Source organism: Alteromonas sp. 07-89-2 (assembly GCF_013113925.1).
GTDB classification, from domain to species: domain Bacteria; phylum Pseudomonadota; class Gammaproteobacteria; order Enterobacterales; family Alteromonadaceae; genus Alteromonas; species Alteromonas macleodii.
This window is the reverse complement of record NZ_VTYM01000015.1, coordinates 66,808-90,996: the sequence shown is the minus strand read 5'-3', so window position 1 is coordinate 90,996 and position 24,189 is coordinate 66,808. Positions and strand designations below refer to the sequence as shown.

The window sequence follows — 24,189 nt, the reverse complement described above, 5'->3', positions numbered from 1 at the left end:
GGTATAGTGGTTCTACATCAAGGTGACACAACAAAGAGTACGGACATTTTAAACTCGCCCTTCGGGAAGGTCTGGCAAGCTTCCTAGCTTCATTCTGGGAATTTAAAAGGGAACAGCCATTCCTGCATTCCCACGCTTCGCTAGGAAACTTGCCAGCGCCTTCTGAGTGGGCAATTATCTATGCGGATTGGTATAAAAAGATTTAATGTATAAACTACTTAATCATGTTGTTTAGGGTTAAACAGGTGCGAAATCCTTTTTTGTTTATTTTACCGCTGATAGCCATTGCGGGAACTAACGCGCATGCAGAACAAATAGCGCCCACCTTCTCACAGAAGCTAGATATTCAAGTTCGTTACGATAATCGTTCCAACCGCCCAAGCCGCGAACAATATCGACTGCGTTACTATCCCTCTCTTGCCATCACTTCAGCGTGGTCAGTAAACAGCTTTGTGGTAACTGGTGATGACTTTTCATCAAGCCACAATACATTCGGTAGCGACAACACTGATTATCTCTACGCAAGGCGACTATACTTAAGGCATGAATCTGAGTCAGGGAAAACAGAGTTAGGCATTATTCCAACTTACAAAGGGCGTGTTTCTTCCACCGGCTTGTCGAAAGATGGTTGGATAACGGGGGTACGTCACGTGAAGCAATTGCAAAACGACACCGCCATTGAAATAGTCTTTGGTCAACTTGTAAATGCTGAAGCATCTGAAGCCTTTAATATTGGCGGAGAGGATGAGTATTTCGAAATTGAATATTCGGCCAAGATGGGACAACGACATAGCTACGAAGCCAGTTTTGAAAGAATGTTGAACGGTACGTTTGCCCGGGCAGAATATCGATTACGTATTAATGAACAAGATACCGCGTTCATTGAATTAGTGCAGCGTACTGATGAAAGTGCTGCGAAAGTTGTAGTGGGCACCAGCGGTGAATTCGCTGCAAGCGCTTTTAACACATCATATCCTATCGAATATTTTGCTTACTATTCCTATATAGACAGTAGTTTTGGTGAGCGCGCTGAATTAATTGAAGACTTTCTAGGAACAGGTCACGGCGGCTCTCTGGAATTTAGTGGCGTGCTATCTGAGAAGCATGATGTTGAATGGTTTATAAGAGCTGATGTGGTAGATAGCGTCAGTCGATTATTGGCCGGTGTAAAACTTTCTTTTGAAAGTTGAATGACTGATACTCGTTAAAGTGTGCGTTCTTTATTACTACCGAGAAAATGAGCGCCATTGAGCAACATAAAAAAGGCCCATCAGATGATGGGCCAAACAGCAAGAACGCGTACACACTTTAACAGTGCATAATAGGTTACGGGTTGGTCTGTAAATACGTTCAATTATTCTAGATTACGTATTTTTAACCTGAACAACTTTCTTCGTACTCGCGCTTTTATTACAATTTAACGTGTCTTGTTAGCCAGCTAAATTCAATCGCGCTGCGCAAGGCGATGTGTGTTGTCCGATAGAAAAGGTGTTCTTGTGCCAAGCCGCTATGCTCAGTTCAAAGAAAAACTTCCCATTTCTCGCCTCTCTGACGATGTGCTTCTCGCATTTCGCGTTCTTTTTGATGATCCCCTTGATATTGTAGACCTAGCGCAAGATATAGCAGACCTTGCACTTTATCCTGAGCGATTACAGGAGAGTTACAGAAAAGAGTGGGAAGCCTATGTACTTAAGGCGCTAGCTTTTGAGATAAGGCAACACGACAACCTATCCCCCGCCGAATTTATTGAATTAATGATGAGTAAGGTAGAGGCAATACAGCAGAACAATGACACCTACCACAATCTGTTACGCCAAGTTCATCACGCTAAAAGTATTTTGCAATCAGAAAATACGGTTATCTTTCCAACGCCGTTACGTCAGCAGTTAACCGCGTTTCTTTTACCCATAACCACCATTACTCCGCCAAAGAAGTAATGTAGGCTAGTTCACGTTGTCAATCCGGTAACGTCAAACAAATACTTATTGAGCATTACTTGTTGGCACTTTTGTATTTGTATTGCGAGGGACAATAGCCTCTATCCACACCTTCAGGGCGCAAGCTGGCGTGTTTGGTCTTTCTGCCTGACACCCGTTCTCGCCAATTTTTAAAAGTTTTTTGTTTAAGATTTTTACGCATGAGCTTTATTACGTCTTTCTCTGGAAGCCCGTACAAACGCTCAATGGCTTCAAACGGCGTGCGATCTTCCCACGCCATTTCAATAATTCGTGATTCTTGTTCTTCAGTTAATGCCATTTCTTACATCTCAATATGCACGTTATAACTCAACTCAATACAGCATTTACGCGCATTTTGTTCAGTGTCCGCATGCTAAAAATTTCAATAACAACCTTATTAATTCGACGACAACGCCGCAAGTTCATCATCTTTCTCAAACGCCAGCTTTAACAGTTCGGCGGCAGCCTTGGCATCGCTGAGCGCTCGGTGATGCTGCTCCATTTCTATACGGAAGTGTTTAGTTAAATTAGCCAAAGAGTACGAAGGCAACCCTGGATAGGTGCGTCGCATTTCGCGAACGGTGCACATTTTAGGGCGTCTGAAGTTCTGCTCTAGTCGCGCAAACTCTTGTTTAATGAAGCCATAGTCAAAGTTCACGTTATGCGCAACAAATACGGTATCTTCGGTAAATCGTGCCACCTGCTCAGCGACTTCGGCAAACAGCGGCGCGTCTGCTACCATCTCGTCTGAGATACCGGTAAGGCGGGTTATATTACTAGGGATTCTACGCTGCGGGTTCAATAAGGTTTGAAATCTGTCTACCTCTTCACCGCCAACTAGTTTAACCATGCCTATTTCGGTAATGCGGTTATAACTATTGTTTCCACCGGTAGTCTCAATATCCACTACCACATAGGGTTGGGCTGGGTCGCGCACCCAGTTCACTGTCGTCACAGCAACATCAAAACCGGCTTGTTGCAAACGCTGAATTGAAACCAACTGATTTCGGCGAAGCTGATCGCCAGGCGCTTTTATCTCTTCAAAGCGAAGCGCACCGTCAAACACCATAATATCTGGGAAGCCATCTCGAAGGCTCTCAAAGTCTTTGCACATCATGCGAAGTAAAGCATAAATAGAGCCTAGCGAACCATGCTCAATTAGCGCTTCTATAGGCGTAAGCAAATGGCTTGACCACATAAATAGGCTGTTCACTTTGCCATAGTGCATTGTGGCCATCTTGTGGATGTGAAAACGGAGCTTTTCTTTGCTATCGAGTGCCTGTAACAGTGCTTCAATGCTGTGCTCAAACTTGGCGTAAAAGTTATTCTGCTTAAGCGATAGTGGCCTGCGATCAAACTCTGTAACCAACGTATCTTCTTCGTAAAGTTGCTTCCAAAAAGTAAGGCCGAATAGGCTGCGCCATAATCGATTTTCTGTACGCCAGCCCTCTATTCCATGTCGAGCATAGTGCGCTAACACTCCACGCTCCACTTGCTGATTTTGGCTTACATCAATATCCAAAGTTCGGCTGGCATTGCGAAGCATGTCGGTAACTGTGCTGGTGCGTTTTTTATGGTATTTACGGGCATAAAAATCTTCTGCAAATGCTAAAAGCGTGTCCGATTGAGGGTTATCGATAATATCTTCTAGTGCTTGTTTGACGTCACCTTCCTTCCCATCTTTATAGCTCTCTCTTAGCCACTTTTCTTTTGCTTTATCGCTTTGCGCTAGTTTTAAAATGTCTAACCCTTTGGCCCTATCGCACGCCAACACTTTAAGCCCAAGCGCGTAAAGCAGCTGGTCGCGATAGAAACTGGCTGACACACCTTCTGTAGCTGGGAAATCATCTTCCGCTAAGGCAAGTAACATATCATTGTTATAAAAAGCTAACTGACTGTAATGATTTGCGTAAAACCAAGAGGCTTCTGCGTCGCTTTTGGTGTCGAAACGCGCGGTATCTGTTACCGAATCAGAACGGGTTCTCATTACGCCTAAATCGCGCATAGAAAACTGATTTAAACGGCTTTTGGTGTTACCAAAATAGATGAACAGCAAATAGCGAAGCGCATCGTCGAATAGGCACACCAAGTAGTTATTAAGCGAGAAGCGCTCTGGCCAGCCTCTAGCACCGATATGTTCATTAAGCAACGTCACGAGTTTAGGCTTAGTAAGAGACGCTAGCCCCTGCGTACTGCCGTATTCAGCGAGAAGCGCCAATAACGCGTCTTTGGTTAGAACGCCGGCGATATCATTAAGCGATGCGTTCGAAAGGTCGCCAAACCACCCGCTATCAATAAGCCAATCTATTTGAGCTTGTGGTTCGACTATCTCGTCGTAGTTAAACTGGGTTCTGTCAATAACCGCATACTTGCGATTTGCAGCGCGCACCACAATACATTTTTTGTCATCGTCCAATGCGTTAAAGCGCTCAATAAAATCAGCTGCCTCATCACTTAAAAGCGTGCTGTTCGCACCTTCAAAGAATTTAAGGAACTCGTGAAAGTGTGTGAGGTAATAACGTGGCGGTAAATCTTTTCGCATGAAGTATCTTTGGCTATGAAAACACCAACAGTGTATATTTATACAGCCATATTAATCAAATTAAATCCATCGCGATTGAATTACACATCCGCTACTAAAAGTACAAAATGTGCCTTTTTAAACACGTACTCGCTGTTTAGACACCCACTGAAAGAACGCTGAAAGCTGCTCGTCATCTAATAAAAGTTGCAAATTGGAGTAGTGCTTAGCCAATGTCATCTCATCATAAAAGCGATGTATTCCGCTATGGCATTGCCTGCAAATATAAATACCGCCCTGCAGTTCGGCTTTGCTAAAGTGCTTTTTGAAATAGGTGCGTCGGTGCATTTTTTTGGGAATAAGGTGGTGATAAGTAAGGCGCGTCTCTCTGTTACAACACGGGCATTTTCCCACCTGATTTGCCACATTTTCACCTTTATTTGCCTAGCTGGTCGCTATTGAAGTCAACGGTTTAAATTTAATATTCAACGGTGATTGAACGACACCGCCGCTGCCTGCGCGCTACAACCACGCAAACAACTATGCTCTTTTCAAAGAAAATCCACTCGTCTTAACATTACGTAATAAAACTGTTTAGTGATTAATAAGGCGATTAAATATGAGCTTAACCCGTTCCATGGACTTTTCATGTCCCTACTGTATGGCCCCCAATGATGTAGAGATAGATGAAATTAACGATGTTGGCCAAGTACAGGTACTCGACTGCCAGGTGTGTTGCCAGCCTATAGAGCTTACCGCTTACCAGCACGGTGAAGACATTCAAATAGAGGCTGAACGAGAGAATGACTAAACAATTTACTCGCAGCGATATTGATGAACTAACTCAGCGTTACCGTGCCAACCTAATTAACAGTTTGTCTGGGTTCAAATCGGCCACATTGGTGGGTACTACAAACGGTAACACCAACAATTTAGCTATTGTAAGTTCGGTTGTTCATGTGGGCGCTAATCCACCACTTTTAGGCATGATAATGCGCCCACACACTGTAGTAAGAGACACCCTTAGCAATATAAAGCAGCAGGGCTTTTACACGCTCAATCACGTGTCAACTGATTGGGTAGACAAGGCACACCAAACATCTGCTCGCTACGCCCCTGATGAAAGCGAGTTTGAAGCAGTGGGTTTAACGCCGCAGTTTAGCGAGTCTTTTAGTGCACCGTTTGTTAAAGAAAGTGAAATTAAGATGGGCTTGAAGGTGGCGCAACACTTCACATTGCTCAACGAGACCGAAATGGTCATTGGAGAAATCCGAGAGCTTCATATGCCAGAGAACATTATTGACAAAGACGGGTATGCAGATATAGAAAAAGCAAACACCGCCTGTATTTCTGGATTAGATAGCTATCACAGCACAGCGCGTATTGCACAATTTGCCTACGCCAAACCTGGAGTTCCCCTAGCTAAAAAGTGAACTTGAAGCAGAAAAAACGGTCTGATGATTGTAATCTGGAGGCATCACTCTGAATTTTATTTAATCTGGATCAAGTGAAAATACGACATTTCATTCGATCTTTTTTCAAAAAGAGATAGTATTTAAACAATACACAAAACCTGCCTCTTTGGGCAGGTTTTTGCGTTTAAGGTACTGAATAAAAAAGAATCATTATCGTTTCTATCTCTTAAGGAGAATGTTATGAAATCTGTAAATCGCCGTGACTTTTTAAAGCTTTCTGGCTCGACGGTTATCGGTCTTACATTAGGTGGTGTAGCGTTACGTGCTCAGGCTCAAGAACAATTGAGTGCTGATGACCCTACTGCAAAAGCACTGAACTACACACCGTCGTCAACTGTTGAAGGTGCAAAATGCGCAAACTGCATGTACGTGCAGGGCGCCGATGGCGAACAACACCGCCCTTGTAACATTTTCCCTAATAAGCTTGTTAACGCTGATGGCTGGTGTAGCGCTTGGGTGAAAAAGCCTGGCTAACCCTGCAGAGGTATATCTTCTTTTGCATAGTGCAAAGTGATGTAAGCAATGTAAGTAATCTAAGTTGCAGTCTACGCATGAAAAGAAGTGAACAACATTTAAAGCCCTTGAGTTCAATCAAGGGCTTTTTTGTTTCAGTTGGGGCTTAAAATTGCCACTAGCGGTCATCACCAAGACCATCTTCAATACCTTTCAACGCTGGGTTGTCAAAACGTGTAGGCAGAAGGCCAGGCTTAATGAAGAAGCCGTGTTTTGCTTCAAAGACTCGACCTATTTTCAAAACACTTTCGTCTTGCCACTTACCACCAATAAAACTAATTCCCACAGGAAGATCTTTTACTTGTCCGGCAGGTACTGTAAGGTGCGGATAACCAGCGATGGCAGCCAAATACCCTATACCAATAAAGCCGGCTGGCGAATGGTCGCCGTATACTCCGTCGATAAGAAATGATGGACTGTTCGAGGGCGCAACCAATATATCAACGTTGTGTTTTGCTAATAATGTATCGATACCGTTCTTGCCTGCAGTGTCTTGAATAAGGCGCAGTGCATTTTGATACTTTTCGCTGTCAATGGCTGCCGACGCGAGCGATTTTTCGAAAATGTCTTGATTGAATAACGCTAACTCGCGCTCTGTTTTGTTATTGAAATCGATAAGCTCAGACAAGTTCCTTGCAGGGAGCTCTGCCGGCGACCCCGACAAGTATTCGTTAATACTATGATGGAACTCGCTCAGCAGAACATTATAAGAGTCGGCCCAAAATGAATCTGGCTGAGAGAAGTCACTGATGTCCACCAGCGTCGCGCCCGATGCTTTAAGCTGGTTCAACGCCTTTTCATAAACAGCCAGTACATGAGGGTTATCGCCCTGGCGGTACCTAACCACACCAATACGCTTGCCTTTTAAATCGGTAGCCAGCATTGACGATGTTGGCATAGAAGGGCGGTGAGACTCAGCGTCTAGTGTAGCGTTATCGCTTGCATCAGGGCCCGCCATGATTGCCGTCATTAGCCAGGCGTCTTGAACGTTAGACGTCATTGGTCCTGCGGTGTCCTGACTGAAAGAAATAGGTACTATGTGAGTTCTGGAAAGCAAGCCCACGGTTGGTTTAAAGCCGACTACCCCGTTTATGGATGCCGGACAAATAATAGAGCCATTGGTTTCGGTGCCCACGGCAAGTGACGCGAGGCGAAGTGACATGGCTGCGCCCGAGCCCGATGACGAGCCACAAGCACTTCTTGATAGCATATGCGGGTTTCGGGTAAGCCCGCCAACTGCACTCCAGCCGCTGATAGAGGATTCAGAGCGAAAGTTTGCCCATTCAGACAAATTGGTTTTACCCAAAATAATTGCCCCTGCCGCTTTCAGTTTTTCTACGATAGGCGCATCGCGACCAGTGTCATTAGTAATGAGCGCCATTGAGCCGGCTGTGGTGGGCATCTCTTTACTTTCTATATTATCTTTTAGCAGCACGGGAATACCTGCCAGAGGGCCAAGCGTCTCGCCATTCGCTAGTCGTTTATCGATGGCCTTCGCTTCGGTCAGCGCGTTAGGGTTCAACGCTAAAACGCTATTTACCTTTTCATCTAGCCGCTCGATTCGCGCAAGATAACCGCTAACGAGCTCAGCAGATGTCGTGTCGCCACTCGCAATAGCTTGCGCCTGAACGTGAGCAGGCTTATCTAACCATTGCTCAATCTTATCTGTATGATTTGCTTGAGACACGCATGCAGTGCATAGCACGACTACGGCCAGCAAAAAACCCTGTTTCAACATAAACCTTTCCTTAACGTATGATCCTAGCGCCTGTTACTCCTTCTTATTATGCAGCTTTTGTCGGCAATAGAAGGTAACGTAATGTTAGTTTCTTATACGTTGAATCAGAAATAGTTCACTGTCTAAGAATTATTTTGCCGTTTCCGCTACGGGAAGCTTATGAAGGAGGTTATCGAGCTTATATTCATCAAGCAGTAACTGATACCGCCCATCTTCAATAAATAGCCGAAGGGTGGCGTTGAACTTGGCTCTTAGCGCTGGGTCGGGGATTGCAGCACTGTAAGGCGATATAGGAAAAAGCTCATGAAAGACGGTTGCGTCTTCGGCATAAGCACTGTTTGCAGATTTGAAGTAGTTGAAGATATTTCTATCGAGAATGGCAACATCGACACTGCCGCGCATCAGCATGTCCACTTGACGATCTTGTCGTGCCATTTCTATATAGGTAGTTTGCGATGCGAGAGTTCGCCCAAAGTCCTCACCTAATACCGATTGAGCGGTTTGAAAAGCAATGACGCTTTTACCTTTCAAATCGTCGATACTGTCTATCGTCAGTTCTCTGTCTGCCCGTGTTACCACGACGTTCTGATAGATAATATATGGCTCAGATAGAATGCTTTGATCGACCGTGTGTGCAGGATTAAGGGTAAGTCCAATGTCAACGGCGTCATCTTTTAATAACCTTGCCGTACGCCCGAAAGGAACATAAATAGGCGACAATCCATATCCCATTTCAGCAAGGATCGCCCGCACCAAGTCAACTTCAAAGCCGGTGTGTTCTTGTGAAATAACGTATGGAGGCTTGTTCCAGCCTACAACCACATCTAGCTCTTTCGCGCTAAGCGGTATGATAAAACACAGTAGACAAACAGCAGATAAAAGTGCGCGCATACAACAGATGAACCAGACTATAAATTAAACGATACCCTTCTCATAATATAAACTTATATTAGAATTTCACCAGTCGACAAAAGGTTAGTTTTTCTCGAGGCTTACGTAATCAATTGAGCAGCCAAGTTTTATTGGGTACGTGAGAGCCTGTTGAAAACCAAAGTTAGATTTGATCATGCCTCTGTAAGCATCGCGTTTTCATTTACTGAAAGCTTTTCGCTTGCCTGCATTTTGTTTACTGCCAAGCAAAGGTACAATAAAGCGCAAAGGTCTCAATGAACGATAACTATGGCTTGGCTACAACTTCGAATTAATACCTCCTCTGAACATGCAGAATCAATAGGCGACATGCTAACGGCCAACGGCTCACAAGCAGTGACCTATGTGGATGCGAAAGACACCCCTATGTACGAGCCCAAGCCGGGTGAAGTGTTACTGTGGCCCGATACACAAGTCGTCGGCTTATTTGAAGCTGATGCCGATATGAAAGGCATCCTTCAGCGCTTGGGTAAAGCCAAAGTCTTAGGCCCTGATTTTAAATATAAGCTTGAGCCACTTGAAGACAAAGACTGGGAGCGAGAGTGGATGGATAACTTCCATCCTATGCAGTTTGGCGAGCGCTTGTGGATATGCCCAAGCTGGCGCGATGTTCCCGATCCAAACGCGGTTAACGTAATGTTAGACCCAGGCCTTGCCTTTGGTACTGGCACGCACCCTACCACTGCGCTTTGCTTGCGCTGGCTTGACGGCATAGATATGACAGATAAAACCGTCGTCGATTTTGGCTGTGGTTCAGGAATTTTGGCGTTAGCTGCGCTGAAGTTGGGCGCTAAGCGCGTTATTGGTATTGATATTGACCCACAAGCCCTTCAGGCAACGAAAGAAAATGCGCGCCGCAACGGCGTTGAAGACCGTCTGGATGTATACCTTCCTGAAGACCAACCTGAGCTTGAAGCCGATGTGGTGATGGCGAATATCTTGTCAGGTCCATTACTAGAACTTCAAAGCATTATTACAAACTATTGCAAATCAGGTGGTTTGTTAGTTCTTTCTGGCATTTTGGCGGAGCAAGTTACGCGCATAGAAGAAGCGTACGCTCAAGATATTACACTTGAACCCAGTGCCATAGATGGCGAATGGGCGAGAGTGTCGGGCAAAAAACACTAAGTTTGAGTGATAAACCGACCAGTCGGTGAAAATTACGCCCAGTTAGAATAGTGTGTTTTCGGTAAACCACCTCAAAATTGCGACGAAAATTTGTACGACAAAGAACGTCACCGCCTAATTAATTGTTAATTTTTTTCACATTACAGCCCTTTCAAATCGGGGGCTGTAAGACTTTAGTACAATATTTAAACTAAAAATCGACGTTAGCTTACTAATGTGACAGATTTTTTTCACTGTCAAGACCACGGAGTGAAATTTTGTGCGATTTTTAGCCTTTTCAAGCCTTGCGAAAACACGTACACTTAGCGCCCCGTTTTAGCCGGGTGTATATTTTCTGTGCAGTTTTAGATGGCGAGCTATACATTTTATAATGCGAATTGGACCTTACGAGTTAGAAAACAATTTGATGTTGGCCCCCATGGCTGGCGTAACAGACAGACCGTTTCGCCAACTTTGTAAGCGCTTAGGTGCAGGGCTTGTTGTTTCAGAAATGCTTTCGAGTAATCCGAAAGTTTGGAACACAGCTAAATCACAAGCGCGTATGAATCATGAGGGTGAAGAAGGCATTCGCTCTGTACAGATAGCTGGGGCTGATCCTGAGCTTATGGCTCAAGCAGCACAATTTAATGTTGAGAACGGTGCGCAAATCATCGATATCAACATGGGTTGTCCTGCTAAAAAGGTCAATAAGAAGCTGGCAGGTTCTGCATTGCTTCAATACCCAGACACAGTGGAAGCGATTATTAAAGCAGTAGTTAATGCTGTTGATGTACCCGTGACACTAAAAATTCGTACCGGCTGGAACCCAGAAAATCGCAATGGGGTAGAGATTGCCCGCATTGCAGAGCAAAACGGCATACAGTCGCTTGCTGTTCACGGCAGAACACGAGCTTGTATGTATAAAGGAGAAGCTGAATACAGCACCATACGCCAAATTAAGGCGGCAATTTCAATTCCTGTTATTGCAAATGGTGATATTACTTCTCCAGAGAAAGCACAAGAGGTGCTGAATTACACCGGTGCAGATGGCGTAATGATAGGTCGCGGCGCGCAAGGTAAACCTTGGATATTTAAGCAAATCCAACATTATCTTGAAACGGGCGAGAACCTACCAGCACCGCCGCTGTCAGAGTTATATGAACTCTTGCATGAGCACGTAGCCAATGTGCAGGACTTTTATGGCGACATAGCCGGTGTGAGAATTGCCCGTAAGCACGTGGGCTGGTATCTCGCGGAGCACGATACGGATCGTCAGTTTCGTAAAACGTTTAACGCTATCGATGATGCGAATGAGCAACTCGATGCACTAAATGCATATTTTCAAGCGCTGCAGACACGAGAAACCCGACAGATTTCTCCCGCAGCATAGTGATGACTAACTTAAGAGCAACACAGTATTATGTTCGATCAAAACGTGACTTCACCTTTTACTACTACAGTAACTACGCCTTCACAAACGCAAGCTCAAAAGCCACTGCGTGACTCTGTAAAGCAAGCGGTTAACAAGTACCTTAAGCAATTGGATAACGCAAACATCGATAACCTGTACGAAATGGTACTGGCTGAAGTTGAAGCGCCGCTGCTAGAAGAAGTCATGACTTACACACGCGGCAACCAAACCCGCGCAGCCATCATGATGGGCATCAACCGTGGCACACTTCGCAAGAAGCTTAAGCAATACGGCATGAACTAAGATTCCAAGGGCTTTGCCCACCAAAGAGCACCAATCGGTGCTCTTTTTGTTTCAACACTACAACATTAGAAACTTAAAATTTATGCAAACACCAAAACCTATTAAACGTGCTCTCCTTAGTGTCTCTGATAAAACCGGTATCCTCGATTTCGCGACAGCGCTGCATAACGCTGGCGTAGAACTTCTGTCGACGGGCGGTACTGCTAAACTTCTCGCTGACGCTGGCTTACCTGTTAAAGAAGTGTCGGATCACACAGGTCACCCAGAAATTATGGCTGGCCGCGTTAAAACCCTTCACCCGAAAATTCATGGCGGTATCCTTGGTCGTCGCGGTACCGATGAAGCAGTGATGGAAGAACACAGCATTGCGCCTATCGACCTTGTGGTGGTTAACCTTTACCCGTTTGCTGCTACCGTGGCAAACGAAGACTGTACGCTAGAAGATGCGATTGAAAATATTGATATCGGTGGGCCAACGATGGTTCGCGCTGCAGCGAAAAACCATAAAGATGTCACTATTGTTGTTAATGCGGCGGACTACTCTCGCGTGCTTGCAGAAATGAACGACAACAATGGCTCGTTAACGTACAACACCCGTTTTGATCTTGCGATTAAAGCGTTTGAACATACGGCCGAATACGACGGCATGATTGCAAACTACTTTGGTGCTCGTTTAGACAGCACAGGTTGTGAAGCAGACTGTGACCACCAGCACAGTGAATTCCCACGTACCTACAACATGCAGCTTACTAAGAAGCAAGACCTTCGCTATGGCGAAAATAGCCACCAAGAAGCGGCATTCTATGTTGAAAACAATGTTCAAGAAGCGTCTGTGGCTACCGCTACTCAGCTTCAGGGTAAAGAACTGTCATTCAACAACATTGCTGACACGGATGCGGCGCTTGAGTGCGTAAAAGAATTCGAAGAGCCAGCATGTGTAATCGTTAAGCACGCTAACCCATGTGGTGTGGCCATTGGCGATGATATTTTAAGTGCCTACGACCGTGCGTTTAAAACTGACCCAACGTCTGCATTTGGTGGCATTATCGCGTTTAACCGAGAGCTTGATGCGAAAACGGCGCAAGCGATTGTTGACCGTCAATTTGTGGAAGTGATTATTGCGCCGACAGTAAGCGATGAAGCGAAAGAAGTAGTAAGTGCGAAGAAAAACGTACGTCTTCTAGCGTGTGGTGACTGGGCTGGTCAGCTAACTGAAGGTTATGACTTTAAGCGCGTAAACGGCGGTTTATTAGTACAAGAACGCGACTTCGGCATGGTTGAAAAGGAAGACCTAGAAGTTGTGACTAAGCGTCAGCCAAGCGAAGATGAACTGCGCGACCTTATGTTCTGCTGGAAGGTAGCAAAATACGTGAAGTCTAACGCGATTGTTTACTGCAAAGACGGTATGACGGTAGGCGTGGGCGCAGGTCAAATGAGCCGTGTTTACTCTGCGAAAATTGCGGGTATTAAAGCAGCTGATGAGAACCTTGAAGTAGCAGGCTCTGTAATGGCGTCTGATGCATTCTTTCCATTCCGCGACGGTATCGACGCTGCGGCTGAAGCAGGTATTAAAGCAGTCATTCAGCCAGGCGGCTCTATGCGCGACCAAGAAGTCATTGATGCCGCTGACGAGCACGGCATTGCTATGGTGTTCACAGGTATGCGCCACTTCCGTCACTAGTAAGTATTTACGCAATACCTTTTAGTGCAGGCTTAGTGAGGGACACCAACACCTAAGTTAAACACGCAGTAAAGTGACATTTAGTGGCTTTACTGTGTGTTTGTTATTTTTCCTTAACCCTTTTAAATACGCAGACTCGAGGTCATTTGCTTGGTTGTAGTGAAATCTCATCGAAGCGACAGAGTTGCGAATTATTCTGCTAAGGCGTAAGTGCAAATAGGGGTTAGCTGATAGGCTTGATCTGACCCGTGGTAATTTATAGTAATAGTGTTATGTTATTCGCCTACCCTCGACAGAAAAAGGAAATAAGAATGAAAAAGTTAGCCCAATATGTGTTAGCCGCAACCCTGGGTGTAAGTGCTACTTATGCCAGCGCAGATGCGATTTCTGATGCCGCAATGAGCGATATCCGCTCTGCTAGTGCAAAAGTACGCGATGAGTACCGTAACCCTCAGCAAACACTGCGCTTTTTTGGCCTTACCCCAGACATGACTGTGGTAGAAATCTCTCCAGGTGGTGGTTGGTACGCCGACATCCTTTATTCTGTTGTAAAAGATAACGGTGAGTATGTAGCTGCTCACTTTTACGTTGATGATGAAACCAGCGGTTACTTTAAAAAATCGGTGGAAGGCTTCAAAGAAAAAATGAAGCCGGGCATGAAGTACGAAAATGCTGAGCTTACTGCATTCGACCCAATCAAAGCGTTAGATATTAGCGACGCAGGTAGTGCCGATATGGTGCTGACGTTTCGCAACGTACACAACTGGTATATGCGTCACGGTGACGAGGGTATCGACAATGCATTTGGCGCTTTCTTTAAAGCCCTTAAGCCAGGAGGCGTACTGGGCGTAGTGGAACATGAGCTTCCTGAAAGCGCAGATGATGAAGCAATGAAGAAAAGTGGCTACATGAAGCGCTCTTACGTTGTGGCTGCCGCCGAAAAAGCAGGCTTTGTGCTTGAAGCAAGCAGCGATATCAACGCTAACCCAATGGATACTGCCGACCACCCGAAAGGTGTGTGGACGCTACCTCCACGTTTGGCGCTAGATGATCAAGATCGCGAAAAATACATGGCGATTGGCGAGAGCAATCGCATGACGCTAAAATTCACCAAACCAAAATCATAAAATTAAACACTCAAAACGGAACAGTTAATGAACGTACTTGTAATTGGCGGCGGTGGCCGCGAACACGCGCTAGCGTTTAAAGCAGCGCAGTCTTCTGATGTTTCAACAGTATTTGTAGCACCTGGCAATGCCGGCACAGCTACAGAACCTAAGCTTGAGAACGTAGCTATCGATGTAAATGATATTGCTGGCTTGGTTTCTTTTGCTCAAGGTAACGATGTTGAGCTTACTATTGTAGGCCCAGAAGCGCCGCTAGTTGCAGGTGTTGTTGATGCGTTCACAAACGCTGGTTTAATGATTTTTGGCCCCACTCAAGCTGCCGCGCAGCTTGAGGGCTCTAAAGCTTTTACCAAAGACTTTTTGGCTCGCCACAACATTCCAACGGCTGAATACCAAAACTTCACAGAAATTGACCCAGCTATTGCCTATGTGCGTGAGAAAGGCGCGCCGATTGTAGTCAAAGCTGACGGTCTTGCTGCGGGTAAAGGTGTTATTGTTGCGATGACCCTTGAAGAAGCGGAAGACGCTATCCGCGACATGCTGGCAGGTAACGCGTTTGGCGAAGCCGGCAGCCGCGTAGTTATTGAAGAATTCCTAGACGGTGAAGAAGCGTCGTTCATTGTCATGGTAGACGGCAAAAACGTACTACCTTTTGCCACCAGCCAAGACCACAAGCGTGCTGCTGACGGTGACAAAGGCCCGAACACAGGTGGTATGGGTGCTTATTCTCCGGCTCCGGTTGTAACGCAGGACATTCACGACCGCATTATGCAAGAAGTGATAATGCCAACAGTTAACGGCATGGCTGCTGAAGGCAACGACTACGTTGGCTTTTTATATGCTGGCCTTATGATTATGGCCGATGGCACTCCGAAGGTAATCGAATACAACTGCCGCTTTGGCGATCCGGAAACTCAGCCAATCATGCTGCGCTTAAAGTCTGACTTGGTTCCACTTTGCCAAGCAGCGTGCAAAGGCGAACTTGCTGGTAAAACGATTGAGTTTGATGAGCGCGCGTCTGTAGGTGTTGTGCTTGCCGCTGGCGGCTATCCAGGCAGCTATGATAAAGGCGACGTGATTACTGGTTTCGAAGAAGCCGCTAAGTTAGACGGAAAGGTTTTCCATGCAGGTACTGCCCTGCAAGATGGCGAAGTGGTAACCGCAGGTGGCCGCGTACTTTGCGCTACAGCTTTGGGTAACAACGTTACCGAAGCGCAGCAAAAAGCCTACGAGCTACTTAAAGCCATTCAGTTTAAAGATGTGTACTACCGCACTGATATTGCGCACCGTGCGATTGCGCGTGAAGCTGAAGCCAAGTAATTAAAACTTACTTGCGCAAAGTATTAAAAACGCGGCATGATGCCGCGTTTTTAATAATTATTAGGCAACTGCCTAAAAACAGTGGCGAATACATCGCCAACACTATTTAGTTAAAGTCACTTTTCCAAACACCGACGCATCTTTATACCCCAAGTTTTTATCGCCGTTTACTGGGGTGATCTCATGAGAGCCTAAAAAGTGTTCTCTGTCGCCACCATCCGCATCGCAATAGGCAAGCATAAAGCCCAGTGTCATACCTTCTTTTAAGGTGGCAGGCGAATTATCTTTTCCGTGTTGATAGCTATCATCAAATACACGTACCGCTGCTTCCCAATGAATCTTATGCGGCGCCGATATATCTCGCTGCCATTTGTTCTCTACGTGATCATTGTAGAGTTGTGGTACAGCCTCTCCTGCTTCATTTGGACCAATATCAACAACCTGATTATCTAACGCTAAGTGATAGGCAAACGCATTGTAGTTATTAAGGTGATCGCCACCAGAGGCATCAGCATCAATAAAAATTTCTAAACAGTCATCATCCCAATAACGTTCAAGGGGATTGGCATAGGTATCTGAGAGGTGATCGTCTTGTATTTCTGCCAACAGATACAGCGCATCCTTGTTCCATCGCAGTTTATATCGACCAGAAAAATCACCGGACTCAGGAGCCGAGCCCCACATAAGCGACGTCATTTCATGCCAATCGCCCCCTTTCCATGCAGCGTCATTGGCTACACCATCTATAACAGGTGGCGTTGATGAAAAAAGTACGCTGTCAGACTTAGCTTGTGCCGTGGGCACAGACACAGCCACAAGCAGTGCCGAGGTTAGTACTGCCCCTAAATGTTTTGCACTTTTCAATTGGATACGCTCTTTGTTTGCTTATTTGTATTTTAAACTACCATGTTTTGACCCCATCCGCGCTTGAAAATAGCACCGAACACCTCCTTCTTTTTTAGAAGCATTACCAATTTGCAACGGTAATTGGTATAAAAAGGACATTCGTTCCCTCACTACCGTGGCTATGTCATTTCAAAACGCGTGCTATCACATCCTTGCGCCTGCCAGCGAGGCTCACGAGTACAAAAAGCTCAGCAAAATATTTGATGTATTTCTTATCGCGTTAATTATCGTAAATGTTGTCGCTATGATGCTGGAAACAGTGCCGGGTATCCCTGCCATTTGGCAGTACGAACTTCATATAATCGAAGTGGTTTCAGTACTGATATTTACCGTTGAGTACTTTCTTCGTTTATACGGCAGCGCATCGGCCCCAAACCGTACTAATCACGAACGTACAACGACATGGCAAAAGCGCTGGACCTATTTGAAAAGCCCCATGGCGCTCGTCGACCTAATGGCAATTCTGCCTTTTTACTTAAGCGTTTTCGTGGCGTTCGATTTACGTATTTTGCGAATATTTCGGGTAATGCGAATTCTAAAAATTGGGCGCTATTCGCGCTCTATGCAAACTCTCGTTACCGTATTGCGCAACGAGTCTCACAGCCTTATTGCGGCGTTAAGCGTACTTTTGTTGTTCACGATTATCGCCGCCACCTGTATTTATTACATTGAACATGCTGCTCAGCCCGATGTTTTTAGCAGTATTCCCGCTTCATTGTGGTGGGCACTCGTCACGCTGACCACGGTGGGCTATGGTGACGCCGTTCCTATAACTGCATTGGGTAAAATATTTGGCGGCCTCATAACTATAATGGGTATCTGTTTTTACGCCCTACCAGCGGGTATTTTATCTTCTAGCTACACGTCGCAGATGCAGCTAAAACGCGATAGGTTTAAAGACACAGTAAGAAGCGTTTTGGACGACGGAAAGTTGAGTGAGCACGATGTGCACCACCTAGAACATGTTCGCGCACTTCTTGATTTAGATGAAGAGGAGGCAAAGCTAATTGTGCGCCTATTGCAGCACCATCACAAACGGCTAGATGATTGATTACACGCAGGCTGGAGCGAAAGCAACTCCCAAGAATCGAGTGGTATGCGCTTATACCTCCCCTTGATTCTTAGCTCACATCAGCTTATAACTAGTACCCGTCATTTCCAAAAAGAATTCCTATGTCTGTCAAACACCCTATTATTGCTATAACAGGTTCTTCTGGCGCGGGTACTACTACCACGACCAACGCTATACGCCATATTTTCAGGAACTTAAGTGTTAATGCTGCGGTTGTAGGAGGCGATAGTTTTCACCGTTTTACCCGCCCGGAAATGGAAGTGGAAATTCGCAAAGCCCAAGAGCAAGGCAGGCATATCAGCTACTTTGGCCCTAAAGCCAACGACTTTGAGCTACTGGAATCCCTGTTTAGGGAATACGGCAGCTCGGGTACAGGACAGTTTAGACAATACCTTCACACATTCGATGAAGCCGTGCCTTTTAATCAAATGCCCGGCACCTTTACACCTTGGCAAGATTTACCCAAAAACACTGACTTGCTGTTCTATGAAGGTTTACATGGCGGTGTAAAAACGGAAGAAAATGACGTAGCAAAACATGTAGATTTACTGGTCGGCATGGTGCCGATCGTAAACTTAGAATGGATCCAAAAGATTGTACGCGACACCACTGACCGAGGACATTCTCGTGAAGCGGTAATGAGCAGCATAGTGCGAGGACTGGACGACTATTTCCACTACATCACGCCACAATTTTCACGCACCCACGTTAACTTCCAGCGCGTACCAACCGTTGATACCTCCAACCCCTTCAGTGCACGGGAAATTCCAACCCAAGATGAAAGCTTTGTGGTTGTGCGCTTTAGACGGGAAATGAAGACTGTGGACTACCCCTACCTACTTCAAATGATCGACGGCGCGTTTATGTCTCGCATCAACACCTTGGTTGTACCCGGCGGAAAGATGGGCTTAGCCATGGAGCTCATTTTAACTCCGCTCCTTGAAGACATCTTAAATAAAAAGCGCAGAGCTGGTCATCAGACGGATTGGTTGAGCAGCGACGAGTAAGCCCAATATACATCGCTTCTATAGGCATGTATTTAAAACAGTAAGTCGTAATGGCTCATGCCCTGCGTCAATCTAGGTTCTATTCGGAAACTTTCTTGGTTTAGCTTCTTGATTTAGTTTCTTGATTTAGTTTCTCGACCTAGTTTTTGACACAGCAGGCTCCTATTATGACCACAATTAAAAGCCAACAAATTTGGGTAGACCAGCAAAACCTTGCCAACACTAACGTTGTTTCCCGCGATATAAACATCAACGACTTACAGCAAGACGAAGTATTGCTTGAGACAGACAGCTTTGGCTTTTCTGCCAACAACATCACCTATGCTGCACTGGGTTTTAAAATGGGCTATTGGGGCTTTTTCCCTGCAAAGAGTGATAATGACGTTGATGAAGCACATGGCTTCGGTATTGTGCCCGTTTGGGGCTTTGCTACCGTTAAGGCGTCTTGTCATAGCGATATCAAAGTAGGTGAAAAGGTGTTCGGCTACCTGCCTATGGCTAGCCATTGGGTGATAAAAGCTGGCAAAGTTGCCCCTCACGGTTTTTCAGACATCCACGAAAAACGGAAGAGCATTAGCCCTGTTTACGATCAATATCTTCGCTGTGCCGCCGACCCCGGCTACGACAAAAACCGCGAAGCATGGCAGCTTAATTTTAGACCCCTTTATATGACTTCGTTTGTTCTCGATGACTATGTGGCAGAGAAAGCAAACAATGAAACCTTACTGTTGTCGAGCGCTTCGAGTAAAACCGCACTGGGTACAGCGCAACTACTTAAAGACCAAAAGGCCACTCGAAACGCAAGCTACAAGGTGGTTGGGCTAACCTCGAAACAAAACGTGGATTTGGTAAAAGCGTCCGGCTGCTACGATGAAGTGTATAGTTATGACGAACTCTCAGCCCTGAGTAGCGAAGGCAATAGCAGTAAAAGCAGCGATGCGCGCTACTGGCTGCTTGATTTCGCTGCCAACGGTACGTTGATTAATGACCTTACCAAGCAGCTTGGCGACAGCCTGAGCGACGTTACACTCATTGGTGCGACAGATTGGAAAGCCCAAGAGAAGCCCAACCCCAAATTGCTCAATGCAGAGATATTTTTCGCGCCAGCTCGCGTGAAACTGCGCCAACATGAATGGGGGCACGAGGCCTTTTTGGCAAAATACGCCAGTGCATGGAAACGCTTCGCAGAGAAAGTGAGCGATCAGTTTTATGAGCAATCGCACCGCGGAGCTGATGCTATAACGCAGTTATATTTAGAAACGCTTAATGGAACGGCGCAAACAAAAGCCCTTAATGTCGTCACTTTTGATTAGCGCTCCTTAAGGATTACAACTTGAACTGCTGATGTGTTGTTGCAGTGCCTACGTTATAAAGCTTCTCACCAATACGTAGTTCACTATAAGCTCAGTGGGAAGAAAAGCGTAATGGCTTCCTCCTCGTTGGAGTCTGCTGGGCTTTTACTGGGCCTTTGCTGGCTCTTTCTTTACATCTAAGTTCGACAGACCTAGACACTATTTGTAACAAACATCCCCAGCCTTTTACGCTTTTCTCGCTTTTGTATTTCACATCTTGTGGTTATAGTGAAACAAAAGTAAAACGAAAGGTATGAGTATGGGTCAGGAAACCTCTAAAATTCTCGTTGTTGATGATGACATGCGTCTGCGCAGCCTATTAGAGCGCTATTTACTCGAACAGGGCTATCAAGTACGCAGTGCGGCTAACGCAGAACAAATGGACAGACTGCTAGAGCGCGAGAATTTTCACCTTATGGTTTTGGACCTTATGCTACCTGGTGAAGACGGCTTGTCTATTTGCCGCCGATTGCGCCAGCAAGAAAACGACATGCCCATTATTATGCTTACTGCAAAAGGCGATGAAGTTGACCGCATTATCGGCCTTGAAATGGGTGCAGACGATTATTTGCCTAAGCCATTTAACCCACGCGAGCTACTAGCGCGTGCTAAAGCGGTATTGCGCAGACGCAGCAGCGAAGCGCCGGGCGCGCCGTCTAAAGATGTGCAAATTGTGGAATTTGGCAACTACAAGCTGAACCTCGCCACCCGTGAGATGACAGCTGGCGATACACCTTTAACACTGACGAGCGGCGAGTTTGCAGTATTAAAATCTCTGGTTACTCACCCCCGCGAGCCATTGTCGCGAGACAAACTGATGAACCTAGCGCGTGGTCGCGACTATAGTGCGTTAGAGCGCAGTATTGACGTTCAGGTTTCGCGCTTACGAAGAATGCTTGAAGAAGACCCTGCCAACCCTCGCTATATTCAAACTGTATGGGGATTGGGCTACGTATTCGTGCCTGATGGCGAACAAGTTTAGCACCTATGACTGATACGGCGGGCTCTACCCGTCTTGGCCAGTGCGCAAGTGAAGTATGTTTACTCATGACCCCTAATTATGCGTTTACCTACTGCCATTCCAAACACTGGCTTATGATTCAAAGCGACGGCATGTTATGCGTTTAATTCCCAAAAGTGCATTTGGCCAAACCGTCATGCTTATTGGCGTGCTGTTGCTTATTAATCAGATTGTGTCCTACATCTCTGTTACCTATTACTTTATTCAGCCCAGTTACCAACAAATTAACAGTTTATTGGCCACCCAAGTTAAATCTGTGCTCGCCAACGATTTGTTGGTGACTAACCAAGAGACCCGAGACCGCTATTTTCAAAAAACACAGGTGCAGGTCTTTGACGAAAGCGTTGCCAAACAGAATGGATTAGAGAGCGCCGTATACTATAGCTATATTTCTTCTCAAGTTAGCGAGCAGCTCAGGCAACTTGCTGATGTACGTATTAGCACTACCACGCAGGCCAGTGATGAAAATGCACCTTACATTGTGTGGATATCCCTGAACCGCTACCCAGACACGTGGATATCTATTCCTATTTCAGGGCTTAACGAAGCGAATATATCCCCTCTTACTATGTACTTGATGGTAATTGGTATATTAAGTGTGGCCGGCGGCTGGTTGTTTGTAAGACGCATGACTCGCCCGTTGTCAGCCCTGCAAAAAGCAGCAATAGCGGTGGGTAAAGGCGAGCACCCGGCGCCGCTTCGCGAACAAGGCAGCACCGAAATGATTCAGGTTACTCGGGCGTTTAACCGCATGAATCAGGGTATTAAGCAGCTTGAGAATGACCGAAATATTATGACAGCGGGCATTTCTCACGACTTGCGCACACCGCTTACCCGTATACGCCTAGCCTCAGAAATGCTGCCAGAAGATCAAGACTGGATTAAAGACGGCATTGTAAATGACATAGAAGACATGAACGCCATCATCGATCAGTTCATTGACTATGCGCGCTACGACACCGAAGAAGTCACTCAAGAAACCGATTTAAACGCGATTATTGCAGAACTGGTACAAGCCAGACATTTAGACGATAAGCACCACATTGAACTTAAACTCAACGCCATTCCTCCGTTGTCGCTACGACGAATTGCAATGAAACGCGTGATCGATAATCTCATCGAAAACGCCTTCAAATACGGCTCGGACGATATTGCGATTAGCAGCTTTTACAATCGCCACGAAAAGCGCGTGTATTGCAAAGTACGCGACTTTGGCCCGGGAATACCGGAAGCGGAGCTCGACGGTGTATTCATGCCGTTTGCACAAGGCGACAAAGCCCGCAATTCGTCAGGTTCAGGCCTTGGCCTTGCCATAATAAGGCGAATTGTAGAAGCTCACGATGGTGAGGTGACGTTGCGAAATCATCCTCAGCAGGGCTTGGTCGCAGAGTTTTATTTACCCTATCAAACCCATTAAGCCCAAAAACACTACACGGATTGGTATTAACTTCTGTGGTACTTAATTTTTCGGCTGTATCCATAAGACGCCAACCACAGCACGCAGCCGCCAAGTGGGATCACCCAAAACGCCGTAGTAAGTGGCGCGAAGTTCGCCCATAGTCCGGTAGAAAACGATGCCACTTGCACGCCAGTAGAGTTACCGATAATAGAAATACCAGAAAGTACCGGGCCGTTGTCACTGTCGATATTCATTGCAGCAGACAGTGCTAACGGGAAGAGCCCACCTAGCCCTAAGCCGAGCAGTAAATTACCTGCGCCAATCCCGTAAAATGAAGGCATTAACTTCAGTGCGAATACACCTGCTAGCGATGCTGTTGCCATAAGCACAATCATGCGGTGTACCGATACAAATCGCAGTAAAAACGGGAAAGTAAGGCGGCTTATCACCATACCAGCGGTAAAAAATGCCAGTAAGTTTCGCGACTGTTCGCCGGTAAAGCCTAAGCCGTTTTGCGCATAGCTCACAAACCAGTTCGCGTTACCAAATTCTACAGCACCATAGCCAAAGGTAAGCAAAGTTAGAAATATGAAAACAGGCTGCTTAATAATGACCCCAAATGCCAAGGTTTTTTTAGGCGCTTTAGGCTGACCTTTAAGCACTTTTGCCTGAGAACGCGCCGCAATAAATGCATAGCACGAAAGCACAATCATAACGCCTGCCAACACCTGAATAGGTAAACGCCAGTTGTGCTCAACAAGGTATAACAGCGTTACAAAGAACGACGCCGCAAACGTTCCTAAACTGAACATAAAATCCATTAAGCCCATCATAGTAAAGCGCTTTTCTGCGTACATTCGTGCTATAAGCGTGTGGCCAATAGTAAATATTGTTGAGCTCACCACACCGATTAATACCGCTAATACCAAAAACCATTGCCAAGCGGTAAGCACTGACACAAGCAGCAACAGCGCCGTATTCATACTGAATAACGTAGCTAATAGCGGCATATAGTCAAAGCGACTGGCATACTTGCCACCAATCACAGCGCCTAACATCATGCCTACAGAGAAGAGCGAAAAAAGTGCGCCGCTGACTACTTCAGACATTTGCAAATCGGCTGCAATATCTGGCAGTAATATTCCCCACAAGAGAAACAATTTACCAATTAGAAAAAAACCAGCGAAAATAACGATGGTGGCAGGAAGTCGGCTCATTTAGGCTCCATGGCTGATATCAGTAGAAAGACATCCGATTTAGGCGTGAGGGCACAGCGTAGTTATGCCCTTGAACACAAAGTGAACCTTTTGAGGGCGCTGACCTTTACTGTGCAAGAAAGAACAGCAGC

At 45.8% G+C, this 24,189-nt stretch carries 23 protein-coding genes; 16 read left to right on the top strand and 7 right to left on the bottom strand.

Annotated features, from left to right (window positions below):
• Window positions 1-245: 245 nt before the first annotated feature.
• Window positions 246-1,190 carry a hypothetical protein gene (locus tag F0261_RS11605; protein ID WP_171338034.1) on the top strand — a complete coding sequence of 315 codons (945 nt, stop codon included), beginning with the start codon at window positions 246-248 and terminating at the stop codon, window positions 1,188-1,190.
• A gap of 282 nt (window positions 1,191-1,472) precedes the next feature.
• Entirely contained in the window at window positions 1,473-1,937 is a 465-nt protein-coding gene (locus F0261_RS11600) for a hypothetical protein (RefSeq protein WP_216600789.1), read from the top strand.
• 55 nt (window positions 1,938-1,992) lie between these two features.
• Here F0261_RS11600 and F0261_RS11595 read toward each other — a convergent pair whose 3' ends face one another.
• The 3 genes from F0261_RS11595 to F0261_RS11585 all read right to left on the bottom strand — a co-directional run bounded on the left by F0261_RS11595 (window position 1,993) and on the right by F0261_RS11585 (window position 4,905).
• Window positions 1,993-2,256 (bottom strand): TIGR03643 family protein, encoded by a 264-nt coding sequence (locus F0261_RS11595; RefSeq protein WP_015000000.1) that lies wholly within the window; start codon window positions 2,254-2,256, stop codon window positions 1,993-1,995.
• Window positions 2,257-2,355: 99 nt separating this feature from the next.
• Window positions 2,356-4,500, bottom strand: a complete 2,145-nt coding sequence (locus F0261_RS11590; RefSeq protein WP_039221529.1) for an exonuclease domain-containing protein — start codon at window positions 4,498-4,500, stop codon at window positions 2,356-2,358.
• Between the two features lie 117 nt (window positions 4,501-4,617).
• Entirely contained in the window at window positions 4,618-4,905 is a 288-nt protein-coding gene (locus F0261_RS11585; RefSeq protein ID WP_171338033.1) for a hypothetical protein, read from the bottom strand.
• Between the two features lie 193 nt (window positions 4,906-5,098).
• Between F0261_RS11585 and F0261_RS11580 the strand changes: the two genes are divergently transcribed.
• The 3 genes from F0261_RS11580 to F0261_RS11570 all read left to right on the top strand — a co-directional run bounded on the left by F0261_RS11580 (window position 5,099) and on the right by F0261_RS11570 (window position 6,428).
• Window positions 5,099-5,290 (top strand): CPXCG motif-containing cysteine-rich protein, encoded by a 192-nt coding sequence (locus F0261_RS11580; RefSeq protein WP_039221527.1) that lies wholly within the window; start codon window positions 5,099-5,101, stop codon window positions 5,288-5,290.
• Window positions 5,283-5,912, top strand: a complete 630-nt coding sequence (locus tag F0261_RS11575) for a flavin reductase family protein (RefSeq protein WP_171338032.1) — start codon at window positions 5,283-5,285, stop codon at window positions 5,910-5,912. Before F0261_RS11580 ends, F0261_RS11575 begins: the two co-directional genes overlap by 8 nt.
• Window positions 5,913-6,134: 222 nt before the next feature.
• A complete protein-coding gene (locus F0261_RS11570) occupies window positions 6,135-6,428 on the top strand; it encodes a high-potential iron-sulfur protein (RefSeq protein ID WP_014951285.1) in 294 nt (97 codons plus the stop codon).
• A gap of 157 nt (window positions 6,429-6,585) precedes the next feature.
• On the opposite strand, the gene F0261_RS11565 is transcribed toward F0261_RS11570, so the two are convergent.
• Together F0261_RS11565 and F0261_RS11560 are read right to left on the bottom strand one after the other, a co-directional pair.
• Window positions 6,586-8,205, bottom strand: coding sequence for an amidase (locus F0261_RS11565; protein WP_171338031.1), 1,620 nt, complete (start codon window positions 8,203-8,205; stop codon window positions 6,586-6,588).
• Window positions 8,206-8,334: 129 nt separating this feature from the next.
• On the bottom strand, window positions 8,335-9,096 hold the full coding sequence (locus F0261_RS11560) for an ABC transporter substrate-binding protein (RefSeq protein WP_014951287.1): 762 nt from the start codon (window positions 9,094-9,096) through the stop codon (window positions 8,335-8,337).
• A gap of 288 nt (window positions 9,097-9,384) precedes the next feature.
• On the opposite strand from F0261_RS11560, the gene prmA reads away from it, so the two are divergent.
• From prmA to purD, 6 genes are all read left to right on the top strand, one after another.
• A complete protein-coding gene (gene prmA, locus F0261_RS11555) occupies window positions 9,385-10,263 on the top strand; it encodes a 50S ribosomal protein L11 methyltransferase (protein WP_171338030.1) in 879 nt (292 codons plus the stop codon).
• Between the two features lie 370 nt (window positions 10,264-10,633).
• Window positions 10,634-11,632: a tRNA dihydrouridine synthase DusB gene (gene dusB / locus F0261_RS11550; RefSeq protein ID WP_014951289.1), complete on the top strand. Its 999-nt coding sequence runs from the start codon at window positions 10,634-10,636 to the stop codon at window positions 11,630-11,632.
• Between the two features lie 30 nt (window positions 11,633-11,662).
• Window positions 11,663-11,956, top strand: coding sequence for a DNA-binding transcriptional regulator Fis (gene fis / locus F0261_RS11545; RefSeq protein ID WP_012520109.1), 294 nt, complete (start codon window positions 11,663-11,665; stop codon window positions 11,954-11,956).
• Between the two features lie 82 nt (window positions 11,957-12,038).
• Window positions 12,039-13,637 carry a bifunctional phosphoribosylaminoimidazolecarboxamide formyltransferase/IMP cyclohydrolase gene (gene purH / locus F0261_RS11540; protein WP_171338029.1) on the top strand — a complete coding sequence of 533 codons (1,599 nt, stop codon included), beginning with the start codon at window positions 12,039-12,041 and terminating at the stop codon, window positions 13,635-13,637.
• Window positions 13,638-13,948: 311 nt separating this feature from the next.
• Window positions 13,949-14,764 (top strand): class I SAM-dependent methyltransferase, encoded by an 816-nt coding sequence (locus F0261_RS11535; RefSeq protein ID WP_171338028.1) that lies wholly within the window; start codon window positions 13,949-13,951, stop codon window positions 14,762-14,764.
• Window positions 14,765-14,791: 27 nt separating this feature from the next.
• Window positions 14,792-16,084, top strand: coding sequence for a phosphoribosylamine--glycine ligase (gene purD / locus F0261_RS11530; protein ID WP_014977766.1), 1,293 nt, complete (start codon window positions 14,792-14,794; stop codon window positions 16,082-16,084).
• 102 nt (window positions 16,085-16,186) lie between these two features.
• Here purD and F0261_RS11525 read toward each other — a convergent pair whose 3' ends face one another.
• Window positions 16,187-16,948, bottom strand: a complete 762-nt coding sequence (locus tag F0261_RS11525; RefSeq protein ID WP_171338027.1) for a sugar-binding protein — start codon at window positions 16,946-16,948, stop codon at window positions 16,187-16,189.
• 157 nt (window positions 16,949-17,105) lie between these two features.
• Here F0261_RS11525 and F0261_RS11520 point away from each other — a divergent pair, with 157 nt between their 5' ends.
• The 5 genes from F0261_RS11520 to envZ all read left to right on the top strand — a co-directional run bounded on the left by F0261_RS11520 (window position 17,106) and on the right by envZ (window position 22,859).
• Window positions 17,106-18,041, top strand: coding sequence for an ion transporter (locus F0261_RS11520; RefSeq protein ID WP_171338026.1), 936 nt, complete (start codon window positions 17,106-17,108; stop codon window positions 18,039-18,041).
• A gap of 122 nt (window positions 18,042-18,163) precedes the next feature.
• Window positions 18,164-19,069 (top strand): phosphoribulokinase, encoded by a 906-nt coding sequence (locus tag F0261_RS11515; protein ID WP_171338025.1) that lies wholly within the window; start codon window positions 18,164-18,166, stop codon window positions 19,067-19,069.
• 167 nt (window positions 19,070-19,236) lie between these two features.
• Window positions 19,237-20,382, top strand: coding sequence for a DUF2855 family protein (locus tag F0261_RS11510; RefSeq protein ID WP_061486811.1), 1,146 nt, complete (start codon window positions 19,237-19,239; stop codon window positions 20,380-20,382).
• A 298-nt stretch (window positions 20,383-20,680) separates the two neighbouring features.
• On the top strand, window positions 20,681-21,403 hold the full coding sequence (ompR, locus tag F0261_RS11505) for a two-component system response regulator OmpR (RefSeq protein ID WP_014951298.1): 723 nt from the start codon (window positions 20,681-20,683) through the stop codon (window positions 21,401-21,403).
• Window positions 21,404-21,539: 136 nt separating this feature from the next.
• A complete protein-coding gene (gene envZ, locus F0261_RS11500; protein WP_014951299.1) occupies window positions 21,540-22,859 on the top strand; it encodes a two-component system sensor histidine kinase EnvZ in 1,320 nt (439 codons plus the stop codon).
• Between the two features lie 26 nt (window positions 22,860-22,885).
• Here envZ and F0261_RS11495 read toward each other — a convergent pair whose 3' ends face one another.
• Window positions 22,886-24,058 (bottom strand): sugar MFS transporter, encoded by a 1,173-nt coding sequence (locus tag F0261_RS11495; protein WP_061486812.1) that lies wholly within the window; start codon window positions 24,056-24,058, stop codon window positions 22,886-22,888.
• Window positions 24,059-24,189 lie beyond the last annotated feature (131 nt).

What these genes read in the sequence shown, in the direction of transcription:
- F0261_RS11575 (WP_171338032.1), top strand. Translation starts at nt 5,283, where the DNA reads ATGACTAAACAATTTACTCGCAGCGATATTGATGAACTAACTCAGCGT.
- fis (WP_012520109.1), top strand. Translation starts at nt 11,663, where the DNA reads ATGTTCGATCAAAACGTGACTTCACCTTTTACTACTACAGTAACTACG.
- F0261_RS11560 (WP_014951287.1), bottom strand. Translation starts at nt 9,096, where the DNA reads ATGCGCGCACTTTTATCTGCTGTTTGTCTACTGTGTTTTATCATACCG.
- F0261_RS11510 (WP_061486811.1), top strand. Translation starts at nt 19,237, where the DNA reads ATGACCACAATTAAAAGCCAACAAATTTGGGTAGACCAGCAAAACCTT.
- F0261_RS11535 (WP_171338028.1), top strand. Translation starts at nt 13,949, where the DNA reads ATGAAAAAGTTAGCCCAATATGTGTTAGCCGCAACCCTGGGTGTAAGT.
- F0261_RS11595 (WP_015000000.1), bottom strand. Translation starts at nt 2,256, where the DNA reads ATGGCATTAACTGAAGAACAAGAATCACGAATTATTGAAATGGCGTGG.
- purD (WP_014977766.1), top strand. Translation starts at nt 14,792, where the DNA reads ATGAACGTACTTGTAATTGGCGGCGGTGGCCGCGAACACGCGCTAGCG.
- F0261_RS11570 (WP_014951285.1), top strand. Translation starts at nt 6,135, where the DNA reads ATGAAATCTGTAAATCGCCGTGACTTTTTAAAGCTTTCTGGCTCGACG.
- purH (WP_171338029.1), top strand. Translation starts at nt 12,039, where the DNA reads ATGCAAACACCAAAACCTATTAAACGTGCTCTCCTTAGTGTCTCTGAT.
- F0261_RS11590 (WP_039221529.1), bottom strand. Translation starts at nt 4,500, where the DNA reads ATGCGAAAAGATTTACCGCCACGTTATTACCTCACACACTTTCACGAG.
- envZ (WP_014951299.1), top strand. Translation starts at nt 21,540, where the DNA reads ATGCGTTTAATTCCCAAAAGTGCATTTGGCCAAACCGTCATGCTTATT.
- F0261_RS11515 (WP_171338025.1), top strand. Translation starts at nt 18,164, where the DNA reads ATGTCTGTCAAACACCCTATTATTGCTATAACAGGTTCTTCTGGCGCG.
- F0261_RS11580 (WP_039221527.1), top strand. Translation starts at nt 5,099, where the DNA reads ATGAGCTTAACCCGTTCCATGGACTTTTCATGTCCCTACTGTATGGCC.
- ompR (WP_014951298.1), top strand. Translation starts at nt 20,681, where the DNA reads ATGGGTCAGGAAACCTCTAAAATTCTCGTTGTTGATGATGACATGCGT.
- prmA (WP_171338030.1), top strand. Translation starts at nt 9,385, where the DNA reads ATGGCTTGGCTACAACTTCGAATTAATACCTCCTCTGAACATGCAGAA.
- dusB (WP_014951289.1), top strand. Translation starts at nt 10,634, where the DNA reads ATGCGAATTGGACCTTACGAGTTAGAAAACAATTTGATGTTGGCCCCC.
- F0261_RS11565 (WP_171338031.1), bottom strand. Translation starts at nt 8,205, where the DNA reads ATGTTGAAACAGGGTTTTTTGCTGGCCGTAGTCGTGCTATGCACTGCA.
- F0261_RS11495 (WP_061486812.1), bottom strand. Translation starts at nt 24,058, where the DNA reads ATGAGCCGACTTCCTGCCACCATCGTTATTTTCGCTGGTTTTTTTCTA.